The sequence below is a fragment of the Bdellovibrio sp. BCCA genome (genome assembly GCF_037996825.1).
Lineage (GTDB): Bacteria > Bdellovibrionota > Bdellovibrionia > Bdellovibrionales > Bdellovibrionaceae > Bdellovibrio.
Genome location: NZ_JBBNAC010000001.1, coordinates 2,854,983 through 2,878,566, shown reverse-complemented (window position 1 = coordinate 2,878,566; position 23,584 = coordinate 2,854,983). Strand labels below are relative to the sequence as shown.

24 protein-coding genes and 5 tRNA genes are annotated in these 23,584 nt (G+C 44.7%); 25 read left to right on the top strand and 4 right to left on the bottom strand.

The window, feature by feature from the left end; all coding sequences use genetic code 11:
- Window positions 1-7 precede the first annotated feature (7 nt).
- Window positions 8-1,414, top strand: a complete 1,407-nt coding sequence (locus AAAA78_RS13965) for a cation:proton antiporter (protein ID WP_340592643.1) — start codon at window positions 8-10, stop codon at window positions 1,412-1,414.
- Here the strand turns inward: AAAA78_RS13965 and AAAA78_RS13960 are convergent.
- Together AAAA78_RS13960 and AAAA78_RS13955 are read right to left on the bottom strand one after the other, a co-directional pair.
- Window positions 1,365-2,051, bottom strand: coding sequence for a Fic family protein (locus AAAA78_RS13960; protein WP_340592642.1), 687 nt, complete (start codon window positions 2,049-2,051; stop codon window positions 1,365-1,367). The two genes, AAAA78_RS13965 and AAAA78_RS13960, sit on opposite strands and share 50 nt — an antisense overlap.
- A complete protein-coding gene (locus AAAA78_RS13955; protein ID WP_340592641.1) occupies window positions 2,051-2,653 on the bottom strand; it encodes a hypothetical protein in 603 nt (200 codons plus the stop codon). The genes AAAA78_RS13960 and AAAA78_RS13955 overlap by 1 nt, the downstream gene beginning before the upstream one ends.
- Window positions 2,654-2,791: 138 nt before the next feature.
- Between AAAA78_RS13955 and AAAA78_RS13950 the strand changes: the two genes are divergently transcribed.
- The 10 genes from AAAA78_RS13950 (at window position 2,792) to purM (ending at window position 15,360) form a co-directional block, all read left to right on the top strand.
- Window positions 2,792-3,676 (top strand): LysR family transcriptional regulator, encoded by an 885-nt coding sequence (locus AAAA78_RS13950; protein ID WP_340592640.1) that lies wholly within the window; start codon window positions 2,792-2,794, stop codon window positions 3,674-3,676.
- Window positions 3,677-3,952: 276 nt separating this feature from the next.
- Window positions 3,953-5,410 carry an amidophosphoribosyltransferase gene (gene purF / locus AAAA78_RS13945; protein ID WP_340592639.1) on the top strand — a complete coding sequence of 486 codons (1,458 nt, stop codon included), beginning with the start codon at window positions 3,953-3,955 and terminating at the stop codon, window positions 5,408-5,410.
- Window positions 5,407-6,126: an AIR carboxylase family protein gene (locus AAAA78_RS13940; RefSeq protein WP_340592638.1), complete on the top strand. Its 720-nt coding sequence runs from the start codon at window positions 5,407-5,409 to the stop codon at window positions 6,124-6,126. The genes purF and AAAA78_RS13940 overlap by 4 nt, the downstream gene beginning before the upstream one ends.
- Entirely contained in the window at window positions 6,117-7,154 is a 1,038-nt protein-coding gene (locus AAAA78_RS13935) for a phosphoribosylaminoimidazolesuccinocarboxamide synthase (protein ID WP_340592637.1), read from the top strand. The genes AAAA78_RS13940 and AAAA78_RS13935 overlap by 10 nt, the downstream gene beginning before the upstream one ends.
- Window positions 7,151-8,389, top strand: a complete 1,239-nt coding sequence (purD, locus tag AAAA78_RS13930; RefSeq protein WP_340592636.1) for a phosphoribosylamine--glycine ligase — start codon at window positions 7,151-7,153, stop codon at window positions 8,387-8,389. The genes AAAA78_RS13935 and purD overlap by 4 nt, the downstream gene beginning before the upstream one ends.
- Entirely contained in the window at window positions 8,386-9,006 is a 621-nt protein-coding gene (gene purN, locus AAAA78_RS13925; RefSeq protein ID WP_340592635.1) for a phosphoribosylglycinamide formyltransferase, read from the top strand. The genes purD and purN overlap by 4 nt, the downstream gene beginning before the upstream one ends.
- A complete protein-coding gene (locus tag AAAA78_RS13920; protein ID WP_340592634.1) occupies window positions 9,006-12,050 on the top strand; it encodes a phosphoribosylformylglycinamidine synthase subunit PurL in 3,045 nt (1,014 codons plus the stop codon). The genes purN and AAAA78_RS13920 overlap by 1 nt, the downstream gene beginning before the upstream one ends.
- Window positions 12,034-12,768: a phosphoribosylformylglycinamidine synthase subunit PurQ gene (locus AAAA78_RS13915; protein ID WP_340592633.1), complete on the top strand. Its 735-nt coding sequence runs from the start codon at window positions 12,034-12,036 to the stop codon at window positions 12,766-12,768. Before AAAA78_RS13920 ends, AAAA78_RS13915 begins: the two co-directional genes overlap by 17 nt.
- The gene (gene purH / locus AAAA78_RS13910; protein ID WP_340592632.1) at window positions 12,765-14,288 is read left to right on the top strand and encodes a bifunctional phosphoribosylaminoimidazolecarboxamide formyltransferase/IMP cyclohydrolase; all 1,524 of its coding nucleotides are present in this window, start codon (window positions 12,765-12,767) and stop codon (window positions 14,286-14,288) included. The genes AAAA78_RS13915 and purH overlap by 4 nt, the downstream gene beginning before the upstream one ends.
- A gap of 67 nt (window positions 14,289-14,355) precedes the next feature.
- Complete coding sequence (gene purM / locus AAAA78_RS13905) at window positions 14,356-15,360, top strand: phosphoribosylformylglycinamidine cyclo-ligase (RefSeq protein ID WP_340592631.1); 1,005 nt, start codon at window positions 14,356-14,358, stop codon at window positions 15,358-15,360.
- Between the two features lie 100 nt (window positions 15,361-15,460).
- On the opposite strand, the gene AAAA78_RS13900 is transcribed toward purM, so the two are convergent.
- Together AAAA78_RS13900 and AAAA78_RS13895 are read right to left on the bottom strand one after the other, a co-directional pair.
- Entirely contained in the window at window positions 15,461-15,892 is a 432-nt protein-coding gene (locus AAAA78_RS13900) for a choice-of-anchor D domain-containing protein (protein ID WP_340592630.1), read from the bottom strand.
- Between the two features lie 146 nt (window positions 15,893-16,038).
- Entirely contained in the window at window positions 16,039-16,461 is a 423-nt protein-coding gene (locus tag AAAA78_RS13895; RefSeq protein WP_340592629.1) for a HAMP domain-containing protein, read from the bottom strand.
- Window positions 16,462-16,636: 175 nt separating this feature from the next.
- On the opposite strand from AAAA78_RS13895, the gene pyrF reads away from it, so the two are divergent.
- The 14 genes from pyrF (at window position 16,637) to rplL (ending at window position 23,577) form a co-directional block, all read left to right on the top strand.
- Window positions 16,637-17,356 (top strand): orotidine-5'-phosphate decarboxylase, encoded by a 720-nt coding sequence (gene pyrF / locus AAAA78_RS13890; protein WP_340592628.1) that lies wholly within the window; start codon window positions 16,637-16,639, stop codon window positions 17,354-17,356.
- Window positions 17,343-18,230 carry a TrmH family RNA methyltransferase gene (locus AAAA78_RS13885; RefSeq protein ID WP_340592627.1) on the top strand — a complete coding sequence of 296 codons (888 nt, stop codon included), beginning with the start codon at window positions 17,343-17,345 and terminating at the stop codon, window positions 18,228-18,230. The genes pyrF and AAAA78_RS13885 overlap by 14 nt, the downstream gene beginning before the upstream one ends.
- A 67-nt stretch (window positions 18,231-18,297) precedes the next feature.
- A tRNA-Thr gene (locus AAAA78_RS13880) sits at window positions 18,298-18,373 on the top strand.
- Window positions 18,374-18,400: 27 nt separating this feature from the next.
- A tRNA-Tyr gene (locus AAAA78_RS13875) sits at window positions 18,401-18,486 on the top strand.
- 67 nt (window positions 18,487-18,553) lie between these two features.
- Window positions 18,554-18,630, top strand: a tRNA-Gly gene (locus AAAA78_RS13870).
- A 16-nt stretch (window positions 18,631-18,646) separates the two neighbouring features.
- Window positions 18,647-18,721 (top strand) — tRNA-Thr (locus AAAA78_RS13865).
- 69 nt (window positions 18,722-18,790) lie between these two features.
- Window positions 18,791-19,981, top strand: a complete 1,191-nt coding sequence (gene tuf / locus AAAA78_RS13860) for an elongation factor Tu (RefSeq protein WP_340592626.1) — start codon at window positions 18,791-18,793, stop codon at window positions 19,979-19,981.
- A gap of 223 nt (window positions 19,982-20,204) precedes the next feature.
- Window positions 20,205-20,280, top strand: a tRNA-Trp gene (locus AAAA78_RS13855).
- A gap of 36 nt (window positions 20,281-20,316) precedes the next feature.
- Window positions 20,317-20,694, top strand: coding sequence for a preprotein translocase subunit SecE (gene secE, locus AAAA78_RS13850; protein WP_295905397.1), 378 nt, complete (start codon window positions 20,317-20,319; stop codon window positions 20,692-20,694).
- Between the two features lie 10 nt (window positions 20,695-20,704).
- Window positions 20,705-21,238 (top strand): transcription termination/antitermination protein NusG, encoded by a 534-nt coding sequence (gene nusG, locus AAAA78_RS13845; RefSeq protein ID WP_295905396.1) that lies wholly within the window; start codon window positions 20,705-20,707, stop codon window positions 21,236-21,238.
- Window positions 21,239-21,327: 89 nt separating this feature from the next.
- The gene (rplK, locus tag AAAA78_RS13840) at window positions 21,328-21,750 is read left to right on the top strand and encodes a 50S ribosomal protein L11 (RefSeq protein ID WP_038448239.1); all 423 of its coding nucleotides are present in this window, start codon (window positions 21,328-21,330) and stop codon (window positions 21,748-21,750) included.
- A gap of 9 nt (window positions 21,751-21,759) precedes the next feature.
- Complete coding sequence (gene rplA / locus AAAA78_RS13835) at window positions 21,760-22,467, top strand: 50S ribosomal protein L1 (RefSeq protein ID WP_295905390.1); 708 nt, start codon at window positions 21,760-21,762, stop codon at window positions 22,465-22,467.
- Window positions 22,468-22,626: 159 nt separating this feature from the next.
- Entirely contained in the window at window positions 22,627-23,151 is a 525-nt protein-coding gene (rplJ, locus tag AAAA78_RS13830) for a 50S ribosomal protein L10 (RefSeq protein ID WP_063204872.1), read from the top strand.
- Between the two features lie 57 nt (window positions 23,152-23,208).
- Window positions 23,209-23,577 (top strand): 50S ribosomal protein L7/L12, encoded by a 369-nt coding sequence (gene rplL / locus AAAA78_RS13825; protein ID WP_284608038.1) that lies wholly within the window; start codon window positions 23,209-23,211, stop codon window positions 23,575-23,577.
- Window positions 23,578-23,584 lie beyond the last annotated feature (7 nt).

Here is a 23,584-nt window from a genome sequence, read left to right as displayed (position 1 = left end):
GAAAGTTATGAGTACGACCCTTATTGAGGAATTTGAAAAACACCGCGAGATCTCACCCGAGGGGGCGACGTTTTTAACGGAGTTAGAAGCGTCCATTGGAAAAGATCTTTGGCTCAGTGCGGGCGGGCACTGGGCGAAAATTTCCATTGTGAAATTTCGTCGTGTCGCTATGGAAAAATTGGCGGCAGAGCTTCGCGGAAATTCAAGGGACGATTATAAAAATGCGTGGACTGAAGTTGTCCGCGATTTTCATCAGGGTTTTTGGGGCGAGCATCGTCTGGGAAAAAAAGAAAAGAAGCCGCGCACGGAAGAGCAGATTATTTTCTGGGAACTTTTTTCTTACATTTGGATTCTTTTGCAGGCCCTATTCATAGTCAAAACTTTGATTTTCTATCTGGGACTTAAATCCGCTCAAGAAGGCACCACAGACGGAAAAATTTCCGTTGCCTTGGCGATGTTGTTTTCATTTGTCTCGCTGGGGTGGTTTGCCTACCGCAAATCCAAAAATTCGAATAAGACTGAGGCAATGAAATTTGTAGGGTGGATTGTTTTAGGCATTCTCTTGGGTCCTTCACTTTTCAATGTGGGCATGCCTTCTTGGTTCTCCTCCGTTTCTCAGGCCGCGGGCGGACTCTTTTTGTTTTTTGCAGGATGGGAAATGCGTTTTTTAAATCTAAAAAGAGACGTGCGTTTTTATTCCATTCTCTTTGTCGGTTCTTTTGTTTTTCCATGTGTTGTGGGTTATTTCTTGCTGGGACAGAAAATGTTTCTAGCCTTGGCGATGGGAATTTCCGCTTTGCCCGTGGCAATTCAGCTTCTCAAAGAAAAAGGTCTTTACGGAACTCTTCTGGCGAAGCGAACAATTACGCTAGCAAGTCTTTGTGATATCTGTCCGTGGATTATTTTAATTTTTCTTTTACCAAAACAGGACATCAAAGCTTGGGTCCTCAGTCACTGGGTGGTGCTTGCATTTTTCGTAGGTCTTGCTGTCGGACGCTTTAAGACTTTGCAGATGACTCCGGCCATTCTGAATTTGCAGATGTGGGGACTAGCTCCCTTCTTCTTTGTTGGACTGGGTTGGAAGGTGGATATCGTTGAGCTATTCTCATTGCCGGTGTTCTTAACTCTATTGGCTGTGGCCATTGTGACAAAGAGTCTGGGAACTTACGTGGCTTCACGCTGTGCCGGAGAACCTCATCAAAGCGCCATGGACCTGGCTGTTCTTCTAAACGCCCGAGGAGCGATGGAAGTTTTGGCGGCGCATTTTGCTTATCGGGCTGGGCTGATTGATGGAGCTTCTTTTGCGGGATTGGTTCTAGTTGGCATCATCACATCATTGATGGCGGTACCACTCGTGCGAAAGGCTAAGGCGCCTCATTCAGAATCAGTCGATAACTGCGTTGAACGTTGTTGATAAGTTTAAGAATAGCATTTCCTGGAGTTGCAGAAGCCCGGCCATCCGAAAGACTCGCAACGATCGCATCCAGTTTTGTCGCAAAGCTCATGGGCAAATATCCGTGGGCTCCCAGAATCCAATCGGTCAATAAAACAGAGGTTCTGCCGTTAGCGTCGTCAAAAGGATGAATGCTGACAAGCCAATACTGGCAAAGAGCGGCTTGAATCAAGGGATTGGAATCCGACTTCAGATTTAAAATTTCTTTGAAACCATCAAGAGCGTTTTCTAGATCTTCCAAGGGACAAGCTTCAATGGGGCCTAAAAAGATTCGTTTTTCGCGCAAAGTGCCCTGGGGTTTTCCAAGAAGAAGAGCATTGATCTGCATGATGTCTTCCCAACTGGGAAGCTGATCCGTCTGAATTTTTTGAGCGACATAAATATTAGCCTGCTGCCAGCTTTCGACGTCGCCTTTTTTAAGTGTGCCTGAGGATTTCAGACGAAAGGGTGCTAAACGCAAAAGACCTTCCTGCCATTTTTCAGCGGGAAGGTCTTCGGTTTTTTGACGGAGCTCTTCGAGAATATCCAACTGCTTTTGAATCTCGGCAGATTCAGAATCCGTTGGTTTTCTGGAAAGACGCTCGATAAAGTCAGACATTATTTTTCTACTGGTGCTTCAACCATTGGAATGTCGTAGCCGAAAGAAAGCCACTCTGACTTCCCATCGTTGTAAATGTGATTGATTTCAACTTTCAAATCAGCAGCGATTTTCAAAGTCATGTTCGCTGTTTTGTTGGTCAAGATTTCCACTTCGTAGCTGTCAGCTGAACACAAAGTTTGCGTCGAGTTGCAACCGTAGATTTGATATTTGTTGCCGTTCTTTTTATCTTTGTTCGTCATATCCAAAAGAACTTCGCCGTCATCACCTGTCAAAGGCACGATTGTTTTGTACTGATGATCTTGATAGCTGTGTGTGTATTCATCGCTTTCAAAGTACAAAGAGCCTGTCATTTCACCGTGAAGCAAGTTGCTGTAAGTCGGAGTCATGGGTTCTTGTTGCAGGTACAAGTAGATGTGGCCCAGGATCACTTCGCCTTTGTCGTTGGTGTGACGAGCTTGCAGGTCCAATTTTAATTTGAATGTCTTTGCAAATTGTTGCTCCACGATGGTGGATCTTGCAAGAGCCTGTTGTGGAAAGCTCACTGTGCTTGCCATACCTGCAGTCAAAGTCAATACGCTCGCTAAAAGTTCCTTTTTCATAAAAACTCCTTAGAGGGGAAATGTTGGGTTTCAGGAGTCTTATACACGATAGGAAGTAAATATAATAATAGAATAAAAACATTTAATATATACAATTTTGATATATATTAAAGACAGGCTTTTTAGACGAGGTTTGCGATGCTCAACTGGAATTTCCTGGAAACTTTTGTGGTGCTTTCCGAGAATTTAAACTTTAGCGAGACGGCCAAAATCCTCAATACGGCGCAACCCGTGGTCTCACGGCAAATTAAAATGCTGGAGGAGAATTTAGGATATGCTCTTTTCCTGCGTTCTAAGAAAAGTGTGGCTTTGTCGCCGGAAGGCTTGGAGCTGAAGCGGAAACTCGGGCCTCTTGTCGAAGAAATCAAAAGAGTTCTAATTTTAGACAGAAGTGAAAATAGTACCCTCTTGAAAATCAATATCCGGATGGGAAGCATGTACGAGGCTGGCCAGCTTTTGCTTCTCCCTAAGGTCGCTCAGTTCTTAGAAGTTCACCCAGAGTCCACAATTCACGTCTCCCTAATGTCAACGTCCCTAGTGAATGATCAGGTTGCTAAGGGAATTCTGGATTTTGGATTTGTCTATGAGTTGAGTGAGCGCAAATCCGTGAAGGCCTTTGCGGTGACTCAGGATATCCCTGTCATGATTGCAGATAAGAAAGCTGCGGCAAATTGGCGAAAGCAGGAGCGGTATAATTTTATCGGCTATCGTGAAAACGATCTCTATTTAAAAGGGTTTCTCGAGAGACATTTAAATAAAACGGAAATGTCCAAGGTGCGCTATCTTTCCAGTGTGAACTCTCACGGCGCCATTATTGACCTAGTTCGCAAACAACATGGCATGTCCGTCATTCCGAAAACCAGCGCGGTTCGCGCCGTGGAAAAAGGATATGTAGAAATTGTTGAGCAGGACAAAAAGCCGCAGACGCTTTATTTGATTTGCCACGAACAAATATTAATAGATAAGCGTAAGAAGGTATTTCTGGATTACTTGCTGAAGCAGTTCAAAGACGCAAAGAGTTGAATTGTTAGGATTGTGTTAGGGCTCTTGACCAAACTCTGTCACGGTCGATAGCCTTGGCCATCCAATCATAACTTTTGAGTTTGAGAGAGTATGGCTCAGCGAGTGTTCTTAGAATCATTCTTAAGGAAAAAAGTGCTCTACTGGCCTCCGTCGGGAGGAAGTCCGCTTCGTGTGTCCGAATACCCGAAGTGTCACCAAAAAAAATTGAATATCGATATTAATAAATTAAACGGCGTCCATGTGACGCCGTTTTGTTTTTTCAAGGGAGTGTAGCCGATGTGTGGAGTTGTTGGTCTGATCGGTGAAGAAAAAGCAGGCGAAAAACTCTATCCCGCATTATTTGCTCTTCAGCATCGCGGTCAGGACGCGGCTGGAATTCTTAGCTATGATTTTGAACGCTCGCAGTTTCATCTCGAAAAAGATTTGGGGCTGGTCGAAGATGTTTTCACTCCCGAGCGCATGCAACGCCTTAAAGGTTCCATGGCGTTGGGACACACGCGCTACTCGACAATTGGCACTGTTGATAAAGAAGATTTGCAGCCGCTGTTCTTAAGCTATCCTTATGGTATAGGCATGATTCACAACGGAAATGTCACTAATTATGACGAAGTCGTGGATTACCTTCGCAATCGCAAACTGCGTTGGACTTTCAGCCGTAACGATCTTGAAATTCTTTTGCATATGACAGCCGTAGGACTTGCTTCACGTAAAGAACTGCAAAACATTCCGGAAAATCTAGCGGCCTCCGTGAAAGAACTTTTAGAGCAAGTCCAAGGTGCCTACAGCGCTATCGGAATGCTTGCAGAGCAAGGTATGTTCGCTTTCTGTGATGCCAACGGAATCAGACCGTTGCTGATTGGACGAAAGAAAAAAGGGGATAAGTACAGTTACTGTTTTGCCTCTGAAAAACAGGTTTTTTTCGGCTTAGGCTTTGAATACTGGCGCGATCTGCGTCCTGGTGAATTGGTTCTTGTCGACCGGGATCTCAATCTTCATTCGTTTTTGTTAAGTGAGAAAAAAGCTCGTCCTTGTATGTTTGAATGGATCTATTTTGCAGGATCAGAAACAGAATGGCACGGGCGTCCTGTCTATGAAGTGCGTTTGAATTTAGGAAAAATTTTAGCGGAAGAATGTATCGCCAAGGGCCTTGATGTGGATGTGGTGGCTCCTGTGCCGGACACCTCACGTGCGGCTGCGTGTCGTTTAGCCGAAGTTTTGGAAAAACCTTATCGCGAAGTTTTAATTAAGAACCGTTATGTGCAACGCAGTTTCATAGTCAACCAACCTGAATTGCGCAAGATGATGGTGAACTTAAAACTGTCTCCGGTGGAAAGTGAAATCCGCGGGAAAAAAGTTCTTTTGGTTGATGACAGTATCGTGAGAGGTACAACTTCAGCCCGCATCATTCGTCTTCTGCGCGAAGCAGGCGCTGAGAAAGTTTATCTCGCTTCGACGTGTCCTCCAATTCGTCATCCCTGTTTTTATGGCATTGATTTCCCAGAGGGCGAAGCTCTGGTCGCTCATAAAAAGAGCGAAGAAGAAGTGGCGAAAATTCTTGAGGTCGATGGTCTTGTCTTTTTGCCGTTAAATCGTCTGAAAGAAGGCATTGGTCTTAAGGATCTTTGCAGTGCTTGTTTAGACGGTGATTATCCCGTTCCAGTTTCAACCGAAAAATTTATGAAAACCCGCAAGACAAATATTGGCGGTGATGGAAAAAATGAGGTGCCTCTATGAAGATTCAAGTTCTTTTTGGCAGTGCCAGTGATGAACGTGTGTATGGTCCTTTATGTCGATCATTGGAAAAATGTGGCGAAGTTAAAATGGAAGTCGCTTCGGCTCACAGAAATCCAGACCGAGTTCATGAAATCGTGAAAGGCTGCGGAGCCGATGTTTTTGTCGCAGGAGCAGGTCTTGCGGCTCACTTACCGGGAGTTGTGGCTTCGTTAACAAATAAACCTGTTTTCGGAATTGCAGTAAATGGAGCTTTTGCAGGGCTGGATTCATTCTTGTCTATTGTACAGATGCCAAAAGGTGTCCCAGTAATGGCGGTCACAGAAGAAAACGCCGGCAGCATTGCTGATCTGCTTTTACGTTGGAAAAATCTTCCTTCAGATAAAATCTATCTGCACTGGAATCGCAATCTGGAATCTTATTCGCCGATTCAAAAAGCCCTTGATGAAATTCAAACTCAAAGTGGGGCAGAAATTATTTGGACGGCGGCCCCAGAAGATCGCTGTGTCGGAGAAATCGTGAGCCCTTGGGAGCTACCTAAAGTCAATGGTCTTAACTTATTCCTCTGTGAAAAAGTGCAGCTGACAAGCTCCAATCTCGCTTTGGATTTTTTCGCAAAGGCCCGTCACGCCGGAGCGTGGGTTGGAGCGAACAATATCGGAAACTTTGTTCTTCAATGGAAAAAACTTGTTGAGACAGGAAAAAGCGCATGGAACTAATCTACAAAGGCTCAGTCAAAGATCTTTATAAAAAAGAATCCCATCTGGTTTTTCAATACAGCAATCGTTATTCTATTTTCGATTGGGGGGAGATGCCGGATGAAGTTCCCTATAAAGGAGAAGCCTTGGCTTCAATGGCAGCTTCCTTTTTTGAATACTTGGCAAAAAAGGGAATTCCGTCGCATTTTGTTTCTTCTGTTGCAGCCAATGCAATCGAAGTGCAATCAGTCAATGTTCTTCGTCCCAAGTGGATTGAAGGCCGATATGATTATTCTATTTATGAGGATGTTCCCACAAACTGTCTTGTTCCTTTGGAAGTGATTTTCAGAAAACACTTAGGGCAAGGAAATTCTTTGGAAGGGCGTCTAAAGAAAAATCCTGATTATCTTGAAGATTTGGGTTTAGAGAAAATCCCAAACGGAGAAGCCAGCTTCACTCCGCCGTTGATTGAGTTCTCAACAAAACTTGAAAGCTCGGATCGCTATTTAACTCGTCAAGAAATCGCAGAAATGGAAATTCTGTCTCATGAAGAATTGCAAAATCTGCGTACGCAGACACAAATGGTGGCGATGGAGCTTGATAAGCTCTTTGCATCGTTTGGTGTGAAGCTTTGGGATGGAAAATTAGAATATGCTTTTGGAAATAAAGGACCCTCTGGAGCACGGACGCTCCTTCTTGTAGACTCTATCGGTCCTGATGAATTGCGTTTAACTTATGAAGGCCTGCCTTTATCTAAAGAATTCCTGCGCCAGCTTTATCGCAACACTTCTTGGAGCGATGCTGTGAAAAATGCGAAAGATTTGGCGCAAGAACGAAAAACGCAGGATTGGAAAGCGATTTGCGTAAAAGAATTAAGTGAAACGCCGAAGTCTTTATCCAAAGAGCAGATTGAAGTCAGTTCATTGTTGTATCAATCCTTGGCAAATGAAATTGCAGCTCTTGTTGGAAGAACGAAGCCTTTCTCTGAAGAATTCACTTTAAAACTTTGGCACCAAAAAGCGCAGAAGGTTTTGGAGAAGTCTTTATGAAAGTCGTCGTCGTCGGAAAAGGCGGAAGAGAACACGCTTTAGCAAAAAAACTCAAAGAGTCTTCTTTAGTGACAGAGCTTTGGGTGTGCCCGGGAAATCCCGGTATTGCTCAAGTGGGAATTTCTTGTGCGCCTTTTGAAAGTCCAGAAATGATCGAGAGATTTTGTCTTGAAAATAAAGTCTCTTTGGTTGTTGTAGGACCCGAGGCGGCGATTCTTTCGGATTTAAAAAAGAATCTGGAGGCGCAAGGCATTCCTTGTTTTGCACCCTCTAGAACTGTCGCTGAACTGGAGTCCTCGAAACTTTTCTGTAAAGGGATTCTTCACGATGCGCAGGTTCCAACAGCAAAATGTGCGGTGAGTTACACGAAAGCCGATGCAGTTCTCGCTGTTGAAAAGCATGACTTCTCATCGCCTCTGGTTGTGAAAGCCGACGGCCTTGCGCAAGGCAAGGGTGTGTGGGTTTGTGAAAGCCGCGCGAAGGCTATGGAAGCCGTCGAAACATTGGGAACTCAGTTTGGATATCCTCTTTTATTAGAAGAATGTTTGATCGGAAAAGAACTCTCTGCCTTTGCTCTGTGTGATGGCAGAGATTTTGTTTTGTTAGGAACGGCCTGCGACTACAAGCGCATCACTCCGGACCCATTTAGTGCAAACACCGGTGGAATGGGGGCTTATAGTCCTTGTGATTTTATTTCTCAAGATGAAGAAAAAACCATCCGTGATATTTTCGCCAAGACTTTGACATGTTTAGAGTCAAAAAAGATGCCTTATCAGGGGTTTCTTTTTGCAGGTCTTATGAAAACGGATCAAGGAATTTACGTTCTCGAATACAATGTGCGTATGGGAGATCCTGAAACGCAGGCGTTGCTTCCAAGAATCAAAACGGATCTTTTAAAATTGATTGTATCTGCCGTGACTCACGAGCTTAAAAATCAAACGTGTGAACTTTCTAAGAAAACGTCAGTTCATGTCGTGGCCGTGAGCCAGGGTTATCCGCAAACACAAATGCTTTTAGGAAATCCTATTTCATATCCAGAAAAAGCAAATATGGCGTCGGACCTTTACTTTGCTGGAGTGAGCGAAAAACAAAATCATCTCGTCAATTCAGGAGGTCGCGTTTTAGGTGTTACCTCCCTTGCCGACTCCAAACAAGCGGCTCGTGCTCAGGCGTATCAGGATATGCGTAAGATTTCTTTTGAAGGCATGTATATGAGAGAGGACATCGGACTATGAGACCTCCGCGTATTGCCATTTTTGCTTCCGGTAAGGGCTCTAATGCTATGGCCTTAATTCAGAAAGCCAAAGTCTTTTCTGAAGGACAAGTCGAAATCAGTTTTGTTCTTTCAGACAAAACAGATGCACTTGTTTTAGAGAAAGCAAAAAACGACGGCATACGCACGTACTTAGTTCCTAAGAGGTCTGACAAAAAATCTCATGAAAAAGAAATCCTCGGCCTTGTGCGTGAACATCGCATAGATTGGATTTTCCTTGCGGGGTATATGCGCCTTTTGTCTGCGGATTTTTTAAAGACATTTTCAGAGTGGCATAATGGCGCCTCTCAAGTCGTCAACATCCATCCTTCTTTGCTTCCTGCCTATCCTGGGGTGGACTCTATCGCACGCGCTTATCAAGATGAGGTCCCCTTAAGCGGAGTCAGTATCCATTTAGTCGATGAAGGAATGGATACAGGTTTGATTTTAGCTCAAGAATCTTTGGTGCGAAATTCTCAGGATTCTTTAGAGGCTTGGGAAGCGCGTATTCATGAATTAGAACATCGTATGTACACAGGCTTTCTCGAGAGTCTTGCGACTTTTCAAAGAAGAACCGTTTATTTTCAGGAGAATCCGTAATGCAAAGAATATCTGTGCGAAGTCTCTATGACCACAGTGCCGAAAAAGCTCTAAAAAAAGCCTTTGAAAAAGAAGCACCCATTGCGGATTTACGACTAAGACGTGTGTACTGGCTCCTAGAAAAAAAACCGGGATTCGGGAAAGAACTACGTTTGGATTCTTTGATGGATAAAATCTTTTTTGATCCTATCGCTGAAGAAATCCAACACGGTTTTGGTCCCTTTAATGAAACGGCTACTTATGTTGAAGTTCGTTTCTTGGCGGGAGTGACGGACAATCTTGCTCGTTCTGCGACTGAAGCGTTAATGCTCTTTGCACCAGAGTTTCAACAATCGTGGCAAGAGTTTGGGATCGAGGCGCACAGCGGTTGGGGAATTGAAATTCACGGTGATTTTTCTCAAAAACAAATTGAGAAGGTTTTGTTTCAATCGCTCGCAAATCCATTGCTCAACAAAGTCGAAAGTCTTCGTGGAGCGGAATTAAAGAAAAACAATCCATGGCAGAAATTCCAAACCTTTTGGCAAGCGCCACAAATGGAAAAGCGCGAGCTTCTTCTTTTTGATTTAAAAGCGGACGTCTTAAACAAAATCAATCAAGAGCGTGGACTGGCTTTGAGTGATGAAGAAATTCAAACGATCATCACGCATTTTTCTTCTGCAGGAGTTCAAAATGAAAGAGCTCGTCTTGGTTGGAATGGAAAAATCACTGAGGTGGAACTGGAGTGTCTGGCCCAAACATGGAGCGAACACTGCAAGCACAAGATTTTTGCTGCCGAAGTGGAATACTCTGAAGAGTCAGGTAATCTTCCTGCTCTTGGTAATAAAAAGATCACAAGCCTTTATAAAAGCTATATTCAAAAAGCGACCAAAGATCTTGAGAACTGCGGTTATCTGGTTTCGGTTTTTAAAGACAACGGCGGTATCGTTGATTTCGATAAAAACGTCAACATCTGCGTGAAAGTAGAAACGCACAACAGTCCGTCAGCTTTAGATCCTTTTGGCGGTGCACTCACGGGCATCCTCGGTGTGAATCGCGACATTCTTGGATGCGGCTTGGGCGCAAAACCCATTGCGAATACCGACGTTTTCTGCCTTTCTAAAAAAGATCTTTTCCCTGGCGCCGATTCACCAAAAAGACCCGAGTTATTGAAAGATCCCGGCGTTATCTTCCGCGGAGTTCATCAAGGCGTCGAAGAGGGCGGAAATCAAAGTGGCATTCCAACCATCAACGGAAGTTTTTATTTCGCGAGCGAATTTGCAGCGAAGCCGTTAATCTTCGTTGGCTCTTTGGGAGTCATGCCAAAAACAGTGCAGGGACGTCCCTCTGAGAAAAAAGAAATTGCGGCTGGAGATTTGATCGTTGTCGCTGGGGGCCGCTTAGGAAAAGACGGTGTTCATGGCGCGACATTTAGTTCTTTAGCATTGCACGACCAAGTCTCTTCGAACGTTGTGCAAATTGGGGATAGCATCACACAAAAACGTCTTTTGGATTTCACTCTGCAAGCTCGTGACAAAGGCTGGATTCAAGCTATCACCGATAACGGAGCAGGTGGTGTCAGTTCTTCCATTGGAGAAATGGCGCAATTTTCTGGTGGCGCTCGGATGGACTTAAGCAAGCATCCGCTGAAGTATGACAATCTTGAATATTGGGAAATGCTTATCAGTGAATCGCAAGAACGCATGTCTTATGCAGTGAAACCAGCGCATCTTAAGCAATTCCTTTCTTTAGCGCATGATATGGGCGTTGAAGCGAGCGTTCTTGGTGAATTCACAAATAGTGGCGTTTTCGAAGTCCATTATGCAGAAACGCCGCTAGCTTCTTTGGAATTGCACTTCCTTCACGAAGGTTTAAGTCGAATGAAGTTAAAAGCTCACTTCGATGGACCCAAAACATACCAGGAATATCATCGCGAAACGCCAAAGAAAAAAATGCCTGAAGCGACAGCTGAAGGTCTTTTGACAGCGTTAAAACAGGTTCTGGCGTCTCCGAACGTGGCCTCACGTGAACCTATCGTTCGTTATTACGATCATGAAGTTCAAGGAGCGACTCGCCTTAAACCTTACGGTGGAAAAACTCAACAAGGGGCCAACGATGCGGGCGTCATAGATCTCGCCGTTCATGGTGGAGAAGAAAACAACGCCGTCGCCGTTTCCAACGGCCTTTGCCCACAATACTCGTACTATGACACGTATTTGATGGCGCAAAAAGCAGTGGATGAAGCTGTCAGAAACTTAGTCGCAACAGGTGTAAATCCATCGCGTATGGCTTTGGTGGACAATTTCTGCTGGCCTGATCCTATTGCAAAGCAAAGCAATCCCGATGCTTCTCACAAAATGGCGCAATTAGTACGTGCGTGTGAAGGACTCTACAATGCGGCTCAGTCTTTCAAAGCTCCCTTTGTCAGCGGTAAAGACAGCATGAAGAATGATTTTATCGGTAAGACAAAATCAGGAGACACCGTCAAAATCTCTGTTCCGCCAACAGTGTTAGTGACAGCCATTGGTCAAGTTCCTGACGCTCAAAAAACAACTCCGGGCTTTTTTCAAAAAGCAGGTGATGAAATTTATGTTCTCGGAACTTTGACACAAAGTTTGTGCGGATCTGCTCTTGCACAAGAGTTTACTGAAGAAAAAGTGCTCAACCCGGAATATCCAGATTTAAATGCGAATGCCGCTCTTTATGAAAAAATCTATCAAGGCATTCAAAAAGGATACCTTTCATCCTGTCATGACATATCTGAAGGCGGTTTGATGGGGGCTTTGGTAGAGTCCTGCTTCGGGAATGATCTCGGTGCGGATGTAAATTTCAACACTCTGACATGGAATCAATTATGGTCTGAAACAGGGTCAGTCTTTATTGTCAGCGTTCCCCCAAATCAAAAAACGTCATTTGAAAATCATTTTAAAGGACATGTTTTGCATTTGGGAAAAGTCACAGCTTCTTCTCAGCTTAAGTACAAATTTGCCGGGACAGAAATGCAAACGCCGTTAAAAGATATTCAAACTATCTGGGCTCAAGGAGTGCAAAATGTCTATGAAGCCTAAGTTCTTAGTCCTGTGGGGCGACGGAATTAACTGTGAAAATGAAACTTCTCGCGCAATTGAGCTTGCTGGTGGTGAAGCTTGCAAAGTTCATGTGAACGAACTTTTAAAAAATCCAAAGAGTTTGCAAAACTACAAAGCGATGGTTTTTCCAGGAGGATTTTCTTTCGGTGATCATCTGGGGAGCGGGCAAATCCTGGCCCTAAAATTAGAAAATACTTTGAAAGCAGAATTGCAAAGCTTCGTAAAAACAAAACCGGTTCTAGGAATTTGCAATGGCTTTCAAACCTTGGTGCGACTGGGCCTTCTTCCTGATGCTGATTTTCAAAGAAGCTGTGCTTTGGTGAAAAACGAACAAGGACATTTTATCGACCGTTGGGTGGAACTTGAAAGAGATGAAAAATCCCCTTGTGTATGGACGAAAACGCTCCCTCAAGATTTTGTTCTTCCGATCCGTCACGGAGAAGGTCGCTTCGTCTGCCAAGATGAAAAAACTTTGCACCGTCTTCAAACAAATCACCAAACAGTTTTAAAATACAAAGAAAACGTGAACGGTGCAGCAGCGCAGATCGCCGGGGTTTGTGATGCTTCCGGTTTGGTATTTGCGCTTATGCCGCATCCTGAAGCCGCTCTTCACGATTGGCATTTGCCTTTTGAAGGAAAAGCGTGGGGTTTGGAATTTTTTAAAAGTGCCGTGAATTATTTAAGGAGTGAAAGATGACATCCATTCGCAGAGCTCTTTTGAGCGTCTCTGATAAAACAGGTTTGCTTCCATTGGCTAAAGCTCTTGCCGCAAAAAATGTAGAACTCATTGCCAGCGGTGGCACAGCAAAAGCTTTGATGGAAGCAGGACTTAAAGTCACTCCAGTAGAAACCTTAAGTGGCAAAGGCGAAGCTTTTCAAGGTCGCATGAAAACCATCAGTTTTGAAATCGCTTCATCGTTGTTATTTCGTCGAGAAGATCCGCAGGACATTGAACAAGCCGCAAAGCTGGGCATCAGTCCCATTGATTTGGTCGTCGTGAACTTATATCCGTTTCATGAAACGCTAAAAAAACAAGCGGGCTTCGAGGAGTGCATTGAAAACATCGACATCGGAGGCCCGACACTTCTACGTGCCGGAGCAAAAAACTTTCGCTCAGTCACAGTTCTTTGCGAACCTTCTCAATACGAAGAATTCCAAAAAGAATTCACAGAAAAGAATGGAACAACAAGTTTTGAGTTCCGTCAAAAATGTGCGGCTCGCGTTTATACCATGACATCATTTTATGATTTAGCCATCGCAGGCTTTTTAACTCAAAGTACAGGGGACGCCTTACGCTACGGCGAAAATCCTCATCAAAAAGCCTTTGTGATGAAAGATCCTTTCCAAGAGGGGATCGCACATGCGCGTTCCCTTCAGGGGAAAGAGATGTCTTACAACAACTATCTGGATTCCGACTTTGCTCTAAAGACTTTGCAAGACGTGCACGGTTGGCAGGGAAATAAATCTTTACCAACAGCAGTCGTCGTGAAACATAATACGCCCTGCGGATTGGCGGTTGCAGAAACTCCACTCCGTGCTTTGGAAAAAGCCTGGAAAGGGGACGAGAAAAGTTCTTTCGGCGGAATCATCGCTCTAAATTTCCCAGTGACAGAAGAAGTCGCCGCCTTCTTTTCAGAAAAATTCGTTGAAGTGATTTTGGCTCCTTCTTTCGCAGAAGGTGCCCGCGAAAAATTAAAGAAAAACTGCCGAGTGATGGAAGTAAATCTGAAAACAAAACCTTCGTGGAATGTGCGTTCTATTGAAGGCGGTCTTCTTGTTCAAGAGCAGGACACTTTCGATCTTTCGCAAAGCAAAGTCGTCACAAAAAATAATTTTGCCGAAGATAAAAAACAACTCGCAGGATTTGCGATGCTTGCCGTGAAAAATTTAAAAAGCAACGCCATCGCTTTATGCCGCCAAGAAGGTCCTGAGTTTGAGCTTCTCACGATGGGTTCAGGTCAAACCAACCGTATTGATTGCATCGAAAAACTGGTCACTTCAAGGCTGCAAGACAAAAACATCAAAGATGTCTCCGACGTGGTTTTAGCTTCCGATGCATTTTTCCCTTTTGCCGACTCTGTGCAAGTCGCAGCCAAACTCGGGGTGAAATACATCGTTCAACCAGGGGGCTCCGTTAAAGACAATGAAGTGATCGCAGAAGCCGACAAACTAGGAATCGCGATGATGTTCACGGGTCGTCGCCACTTCCTGCACTGAAGGTACGCCGTACCTTTTTGAAACGCAGCACGCTACGAATTTGGATTTAGAAACTGAGGAGATAAAAATGTCTAAGTCGATTGATTATAAAACTTCCGGTGTTGACGTTCACAAAGCCGATGCCTTTGTAGATCGTATCAAATCATTAGTCCCTACGACTTTTAACGATCAAGTTTTGCAGGGAATCGGCGGATTCGCCGCAGTTTACAAACTGAACGACAAAAAATATCTCGCATCTTGCACTGACGGTGTTGGTACCAAACTCAAACTCGCGCAAAAAGTAGATAAACATCACGGCATCGGCATCGACTTAGTCGCAATGTGTGTGAATGATCTTCTCTGTGTAGGCGCACGTCCGATGTTTTTCCTAGACTATATGGCCTTCGGAAAACTCGACACGCGTGTCAGCGAAGAATTGATCGCTGGCATGGTTGACGGCTGCAAACAGTCCGGCATGGCCTTAATCGGTGGAGAAACCGCAGAAATGCCCGGCGTTTACCAAGACGGAGAATATGATCTTGCAGGTTTCAGCGTCGGAGATCTTACACCTGAAGAAATGTTCTCAGAGGAGCGCATGAGTGAAGGCGATGTTCTTATCGGTCTCGCTTCAAGTGGATTTCACTCCAACGGCTATTCTCTTTTACGCAAACTTGTGAAGGACGAAGAAACGGAACTCATGAAAGAACTTCTTGAGCCCACAAAAATCTACGTGCAAATCTTCGAGGATCTGCGCAAAAAATTTCCCACAGCCTTGCTCGCAACAGCCCACATGACGGGCGGGGGCCTCGACAACATTCCGCGCATGAGCGAAAACTTCGATTACGAAATCAATTACTGGCCGACGACAGCCGAAATAGCTCCGGTCTTTAAAACAATCTTGCAAAGAGTCGACATTCCAAAGGAAGAACTCTTCCGCACCTTCAATATGGGAGTGGGCTTCACTCTTCTAGTAAAAAAAGACCAAGCGGTTTCTGTTTTAAGCCACTTGCATGAAAACAAAGTCAAAGCCTGGCGCCTAGGAGAAATACGCCAAGGCCAAGGTCAAATTGAGATGACTGCGGCATGGTCGTGAAATAGTCCCAGTAAAAAATAAGCTCCACAAGTTCTGTGGAGCTTTATTTTTTGCGGAGGCTGTCTTCCCTCCGTTTTTAAAAATACTGTGGCTTAAGAAGTTAAAATTCCCAAACTCCTCTTCCACGTAAATTCACAATAGTATCCTCACGGCCAATAAGATCGACTTCCAAACTTCCTGTGAAGAGTCCCACTTGATTGGGGCGGAAGAGGACCCGAATGGTGCATCTCTGTCCTGGCCATAAAACGCCGGGACAATTTTCTTCGTCTCTAAAACGGTCGCCGTTCGTGTTAATGCTGTTGATATAAAAAGGAAAGCGGCCATTGTTGCGAAGATAGAAGCGCACGGATTTAGTTGTGTTTACGAGTGTCCGGCCGAAATTGTAGAAAAGATACTGAGTCTGAATTTGCATATCTTCATCGCCGATGACGATGCCGCAAACCTCTTCAGAAAGGGACGGCGCTGAAGTCTCATCGGCGTTGCTCGGCACGGCAAAGAAAATGCTGAGAAGTAAGAGGAATAATAATTTCATAGGCACCTCCTGTCTCCTCTATTTTTTTCTGAAGGAGCAAGGCGGGCAAAATAAATTCAAAGAATGCACGAGTTGTCATGCAAAGTCGGAGCTAGGAAATGTCAAATTTTAAAAACTGGCTTGATGGCGGAGGCCCGAAGGCCTCGTTAGTCGGATTTTCTTTTTAGAATGACATTGATGTCGTTTATCTCTTCTTGGAAATAATCATTTTCTCGCAGTTTGATTTCTGCAGTTTCAAGTTCTCCGTTGCGCGCCTTCTGCAAAATCCTTCTCATATTGAAGAGAGGTCCGGCGATGCGACTTGTAAGTCGATTGAAAATATAAACACCGACAATCAAGCTAAAAGAAACCGGAATAATTTGATAAACGAGGAAGCTTATTTTATAGCGGGCAATAAATTCCAAGGCTGACATTGTGCCCACCACGCGTTGCACTTGATCCAAAAAAAGATAAGCCGTGAAAACTTGGACTATAAAGAGGGCGACAACGAAGACACCGACATACATCAGTACGTCATATTGAACCTCACGGTTCACAACCATCTTGCGGCGGGGCTTAAATATCGACATGTGTTTTTTGCTCCTAAATAAGATTGTAGCTTACGGCCGAAAAACCTCCATGAAATGTCGGCTGCAGCACTATTTCGTCCCCAACTGAGACGTTGCTCCGTTCGCCCACTCGCACCGAAGGTTGCGTTGCACCTCCCAGAATGAGAAGCTAGGTTCACTTCCTTTAGGAGCTTCCATGAATAAAAATCTTCGTGCTCATCCGATGAAAAATCCGATCATTTTGGCGTTGGACGTTGATACTCGCGATCAGGCGATGCGAATTGCCGATGACGTCGCTGATATTGTCGGCGGAATCAAGTTGGGCCCGCGCTTGTGTCTTCGCTACGGCATGGAGTTCGTCAAAGAAATGGCGGCACGAGCCCCGATTTTCCTGGATAACAAACACTTCGATATTCCGTCGACCATGGAAGCGGCGGTTCGAGCAAGTTTTGAGGCGGGAGCCTCTCTCGTCACTGTGCATGCCCTCAGCGGCTCTGAAGCTCTGAAAAAAATGGCGGAAGTGGAAAAGGAATTAAATCAAAAACGTCCTTTTAAAGTTTTGGCTGTCACGATACTGACATCGTGGGATCAAAACTCTTTGCCGCTGAATATGAAAGAGCAACCGATTGCTCAACACGTGACGGATCTCGCGACATTGGTGAAAGATTCGGGTCTTTCAGGTATTGTCTGCTCTCCTCACGAATTAGACCTTTTACAAAACCGCGATCTTTACCTTGTCACGCCGGGAATTCGCTTTAGTATGCAGGATTCTGGCGATCAAAAACGTATCATGGGCCCTAAAGAAGCTCTCCGCAAAGGAGCATCGGCTTTGGTGGTAGGTCGTCCGATCCTTGAAGCAAAAAACATCAAGGAAACTGCAACTGATTTCGTAATGGCTGTATATGAAGAAAAATAATTCTCGTCCTGGATCTCGCAACTCTCATTCTCATTCACAACGTCCTTCGCAAGGTGGTCGTCCCTCCGGAGGCGGTCGTCCTCAGCAGGGGAGAGGGGCTCCTTCTCAACGCTCTGAAAATCAAATTCCTCGCGAGTGGCGCATCGTCATCGGTACGCACGCGATCAATGAAGTTTTAAAAGTGCGTCCTCAACAGGTGAAGGGCATGTGGATTCGTCAAGGATGGGAGAGTTCCAATGACTTGCGCGAAATGCATGAGCTTGCTCTTGAGAACCGAGTGAAAGTCGACATCAAACCAGAAACTGTGATTGAAAAATTCGGTTCATCTCAACAAGGTGCTGCGATTTTTGTCGATGGTGCACCGACTTTGGATATGCAAGGTCTAGAAAATTTTGAGAAGTCCATCGTCTTGATGTTGGACGGTATCGAAGATCCGCACAACTTAGGCGCAATTGTGAGAACTTCTTGGCTTGCGGGTGCTCAAGGTGTCTTGATTCCAGAAGATCGCGCGGTGGGTCTAACTCCGACAGTTCATAAAGTCGCTTGCGGCGGTGTCGAACACGTGCCGGTTGAAGAGACGACGAATTTCGCTAAGTATGCGGAAGAATTAAAAAAACAAGGTTATTGGATTTTTGGACTAAGTCCTCGTGGAAAACGATCTATTTTCGAATTAGATCTTCCCGACAAAGTTGTTTGGGCAGTTGGTTCGGAAGACAAAGGTTTGAGAGTGACAACGGAAAGACTTTGTGATGAATTGGTTTTCATTCCGCAGGCTAGTTCTTCAGCGAGTTACAACGCATCCGTAGCGACAGCTATGGCGTTAACTGAGACGTTGAGGCAGCACGCGCCGCGCGGAAACCGAAAAAAATCGTAATCTGTTAAATAATTATCTTTGACGGACATAGATTTTATCCGTAAAACATTTCGGTTATCTCAGTAAGGCTGGTTTAGCTCAATTGGTAGAGCAGCTGATTTGTAATCAGCAGGTTGCGGGTTCGAGTCCCATAACCAGCTCCATTTTTTTCTGAGTCAACATTCACAACTGGGTAGGTGCCCGAGTGGCTAAAGGGGACGGACTGTAAATCCGTTGACTTGCGTCTACGAAGGTTCGAATCCTTCCCTGCCCACCATTTTGAATGCTGACTCGGAAATTGAATGGGAAGAGAAGTTTACTTCTCTTCAGGGCGTTCTGACTGGGCGGGAATAGCTCAATTGGCTAGAGTATCTGCCTTCCAAGCAGAGGGTTGCGGGTTCGAGACCCGTTTCCCGCTCCAACTTTCAGAACTATACGCCCATGTAGCTCAGTGGTAGAGCACACCCTTGGTAAGGGTGAGGTCGTCGGTTCGGCTCCGATCATGGGCTCCACTTGTTACTTATTGATTTGATATTAGTTAATGGTTTAAGACTTAAAAATAAATCTCTGCAGGAGGAATAATGTCTAAAGAGAAATTTAACCGTTCGAAGCCGCACGTAAATATCGGCACAATCGGTCACGTTGACCATGGTAAAACAACTTTGACTGCTGCTATCACTACTACTCTTGCAGCAGCTGGTAAAGCTCAGGCGATGTCTTACGATCAAATCGATAAGTCTCCTGAAGAGAGAGAGCGTGGTATCACTATCTCTACAACTCACGTTGAGTATGAAACTGACAAACGTCACTACGCTCACGTTGACTGCCCAGGACACGCCGACTACGTAAAAAACATGATCACTGGTGCCGCGCAAATGGACGGAGCTATCCTAGTAGTTTCTTCTGCTGACGGTCCAATGCCACAAACACGTGAGCACATCCTTCTTGCACGTCAAGTAGGTGTTCCTGCTCTAGTTGTATTCATGAACAAAGTGGACATGGTTGACGATAAAGAATTGTTGGACCTTGTTGAACTTGAAGTTCGCGAACTTCTTTCTAAGTACGAATTCCCTGGCGACGAAATCCCAGTAGTAAAAGGTTCTGCTTTGAAAGCTTTGGAAGGTGACACTTCTGAAATCGGTCGTCCAGCTATCATGAAATTGATGGACGCTTGCGATGCTTACATCCCTGAACCAGTTCGTGCTACTGACAAAACTTTCTTGATGCCAGTAGAGGACGTATTCTCTATCTCTGGTCGTGGTACAGTTGTTACTGGCCGTGTAGAGCGTGGTATCGTTAAAGTTGGTGACGAGATCGAAATCATCGGTATCCGTCCAACTCAAAAAACAACAGTAACTGGTATCGAGATGTTCCGTAAACTTCTTGATGAAGGTCAAGCTGGAGACAACTGCGGTGTTCTTCTTCGTGGTACTAAAAAAGAAGAAGTTGAGCGTGGTCAAGTTTTGGCGAAACCAGGTTCTGTAAAACCTCACAAAAAATTCAAAGCTGAGGCTTACATCCTTACTAAAGAAGAAGGTGGACGTCATACTCCATTCTTCAACGGTTACCGTCCTCAATTCTACTTCCGTACAACTGACGTAACAGGCGTTTGTACTTTGAAAGCTGGAACTGAGATGGTTATGCCTGGTGACCGCGTAGAGTTGGCTGTTGAGTTGATCGCTCCAATCGCAATGGAAAAAGAATTGCGTTTCGCGATCCGCGAAGGTGGCCGTACTGTAGGCGCCGGCGTAGTTGTTGAAATCCTTGAGTAGGATTAACGCAGCATAGGCTGAATTTAAATCACCCGGGGGACTTCTTGACAAGAGAGTCCCCCTCGGTGTTTCTTGACATGGCCGGAAAATCAATGAAGTCTCCCAAATGGGGAGATTCTTGATGAGAATTGATGAAGCCCAAGGCGCGACCAAGGAGAGCATACTTTTGTACGCCGACGACCGAGCAACGCGGGGATTCGCCAATTATCATCAAGAAGATCGCAGGGGTGTAGCTCCAGTGGTAGAGCGAACGACTCCAAATCGTTAGGTCGTGGGTTCGAATCCCTCCGCCCCTGCCAAATTAAAATGTTAATGCATCCTAGGAATGGGGAACTATGGAAAAAGCTAACTCTAAGATTTTGACATCCAGCTTTGCAGTTGCAGCTATCTTGGTCGCTTTGACAGCATCTCTTCTTATCAAGGCATTTGCAGGAGCATTCGGTGTTGTTGCCCGTGCTGCTGACTCAGATGTCGTAAGACACGGATTGCCAGTAGCTTTGGGTCTTGTGGTATTTGCGGTTCTTCAATTCAACCCACGTGTTAAAACATGGGGTGAAGAGGTTGTAACTGAGATTCGTAAAGTCGTATGGCCGACTCGCAAAGACACAACAGCTATGACTATCGCTTGCGTGGTGATGGTTCTTATCTCTAGCGTGATTATCAGTTCATTTGATTTGATTTCGGGCTTTTTTATTAACTATCTAATGAAGTAAGGACGGGCAGATGGAAAAAAAGTGGTACATCGTTAACGTTCAAACTAGCTGTGAAAATACGGCTAAAAAAGCTATCGAAGAAAAAATTAAGTCCAATAAAATGGAAGAATTTTTCGGCGAGATTTTGATCCCTGCTGAAAGCGTTGTTGAGCTTGTAAAAGGCCAAAAACAAACTAAATCGCGTAAATTTTTCCCGGGATATATCTTCGTTCAAATGTTTTTGAATGATGAGACTTGGCATTTAGTACGTAATTCGTCTAAGGTGACTGGCTTCGTAGGCGGTACTAAAACTCGTCCTCCGGAAGTTCCGGAAGCCGAGGTTCTTCGTGTAACTCAGCAAATGGCTGGTGTTGCAGAGAAACCGAAGCCAAAAGTGAAGTTCGCTGTAGGTGAAAATGTGACTGTTATTGATGGTCCATTCTCTAACTTCCAGGGTTCCGTAGAAGAAGTGAACGAGGACAAAGGTAAGTTGAAAGTCCTTGTTAGCATCTTCGGTAGACCAACTCCAGTGGAATTGGACTACATTCAGGTTGAAAAAAATTAATTTAAGCGCTACATAGGGTGGCACTTAGAACAAAACGGGACCTCTAAGGGTTCCGTTTCTTATTAACAAACCTCTTGCAGGAGTGGGTCATGGCAAAAAAAGTTACAGGAATGATCAAGCTGCAAATACCGGCAGGGAAAGCTAATCCAGCTCCTCCCGTTGGACCGGCACTTGGACAGCACGGGGTAAACATCATGGAATTCTGTAAGCAGTTCAACGCTCGTACACAAGCGTTGGGTGATAGCATCATCCCTATCATCATCACTGTTTACCAAGACAGATCGTTTACTTTCATCACAAAAACACCACCGGTGTCTTCTTTGATCAAAAAGGCGTTGAAGCTTGAATCAGGCTCAAAACAGCCTCAAAAAGACAAAGTAGGCAAAATCAATAACGATCAAATCAAGCAAATCGCTACAACGAAATTGCCTGATTTGAACTGCTTGAAAGTTGAATCAGCAATGTCACAAGTTGCCGGTACAGCTAAGAGCATGGGCATCGATATCGCATAGGGGTGATGTATGGCAGGTAAGAAATTCGAAGCAGCCTCTAAGAAGGTTGATTCTCAAAAAAAATACTCTGTTGAAGAAGCATTCAAACTTGTGGTAGCGACAGCTCCAGCTAAATTTGATGAATCTATCGACGTAGCTTTGCGCTTGGGTATTGACCCTAAGCAATCTGATCAACAAGTACGTGGCGCGATCTCTTTGCCTCACGGTCTTGGTAAAAACGTTAAGGTTGTTGTTTTCGCAAAAGGCCCTAAAGAGGCTGAAGCGAAAAACGCAGGTGCTGACTTTGTTGGTGCTGACGACCTAGTAGCGAAAATCCAAGAAGGTTGGTTGGATTTCGATAAATGTATCGCAACTCCAGACATGATGGCGACTGTTTCTAAAGTTGCTAAAATCCTTGGACCTCGTGGTTTGATGCCGAATCCAAAAGTAGGTACTGTAACTATGAACGTTGGTGAAGCAGTTGCTGCCGAGAAAAAAGGTAAGCTTGATTTCCGCGTTGATAAAGCAGGTATCGTACACGCTGGTATCGGTAAGAAATCTATGGGCGATGCTAAACTTCGTGATAACTTCATGGCTCTTTTGGGCGCGATCGTTAAAGCGAAACCAGCATCTTCTAAAGGTATCTACCTTCGCACTATCTCCGTAGCTTCAACTATGGGTCCTGGTGTGAAAATTGAACCAAATGCGGCTGCAGCTGCAACTGGTTCTGCTGAGTAAATATAATTTTTAATTGCGATCAGAGACAGTAGGTTTCTTTTAGTGGATCTAATCCCGCGACTGTGCGGGGCCTACCGAGATAAGGCAAAGCCGACCTGATTCGCACAAAGGTTCTCCGGTCAAACGGGGAACTTAAATCTAACGAAAGGAGGCTCACACATGATCACTCGCGCAGATAAAGAGCAAGAGATTAAGCTTATCACTGAAAAGTTCGGTAAAGCTAAAGGAGCCTTCATCGTCGACTTCAAGGGCATCAAGGTTGAGCAAGTTACTACTTTGCGCAAAAAATTGAATGCTGCTGAATCAGAGATGAAGGTTGTTCGTAACACTCTTGCGAAGAGAGCGTTCAAAGATCACCCAGCTATTGAAAAAGCATTTGCTAATTCAATGAAAGGTACTAACGCCATCGTATTCTCATACGGTGAAGTGAACGCTACAGCTAAAACACTTGCTGAGTTTGCTAAGGACGTAGAAGTTCTTCAAATCAAGTCTGGTGTTATGGATGGCGAAGCTTTGGATGACGCTAAAATTAAATTCTTGGCGACTCTTCCTGGCAAAGACCAACTTCGCGCTATGTTCCTCGGTACACTATTGGGTGCAGGTTCTGCACTTGCTAGATGCTTGAATGCTTACGCTGAGAAACTTGGTGGCGGTGCTACTACTGAAGAAGCTCCTCAGGCATAAGCTTGCGGCGCTATAAATTGAATTAATAAATAATTTTATCCTCTGGAGGATTTAAAAATGTCTCTAACTAACGATCAATTGGTTGATGCGTTGTCTCAAAAAACAGTTCTTGAGATCGCTGAACTTGTAAAAATGCTTGAAGAAAAATGGGGCGTTTCTGCTGCTGCTCCTGTAGCTGCTGCTGGCGCGGGCCCTGCTGCTGCTGTTGAAGAAAAAACTGCTTTCGACGTTATCTTGGTTGATGCAGGCGCGAATAAAATCAACGTAATCAAAGAAGTACGTGGTTTGACTGGTTTGGGTCTTGCTGAAGCTAAAGCTCTTGTTGAAGCTGGCGGAAAAGCAGTTAAAGAAGGCGCTACTAAAGAAGACGCTGAGAAAATCAAAAAAGCTCTTGAAGCTGCAGGCGCGAAAGTTACTGTTAAGTAATTTTTGT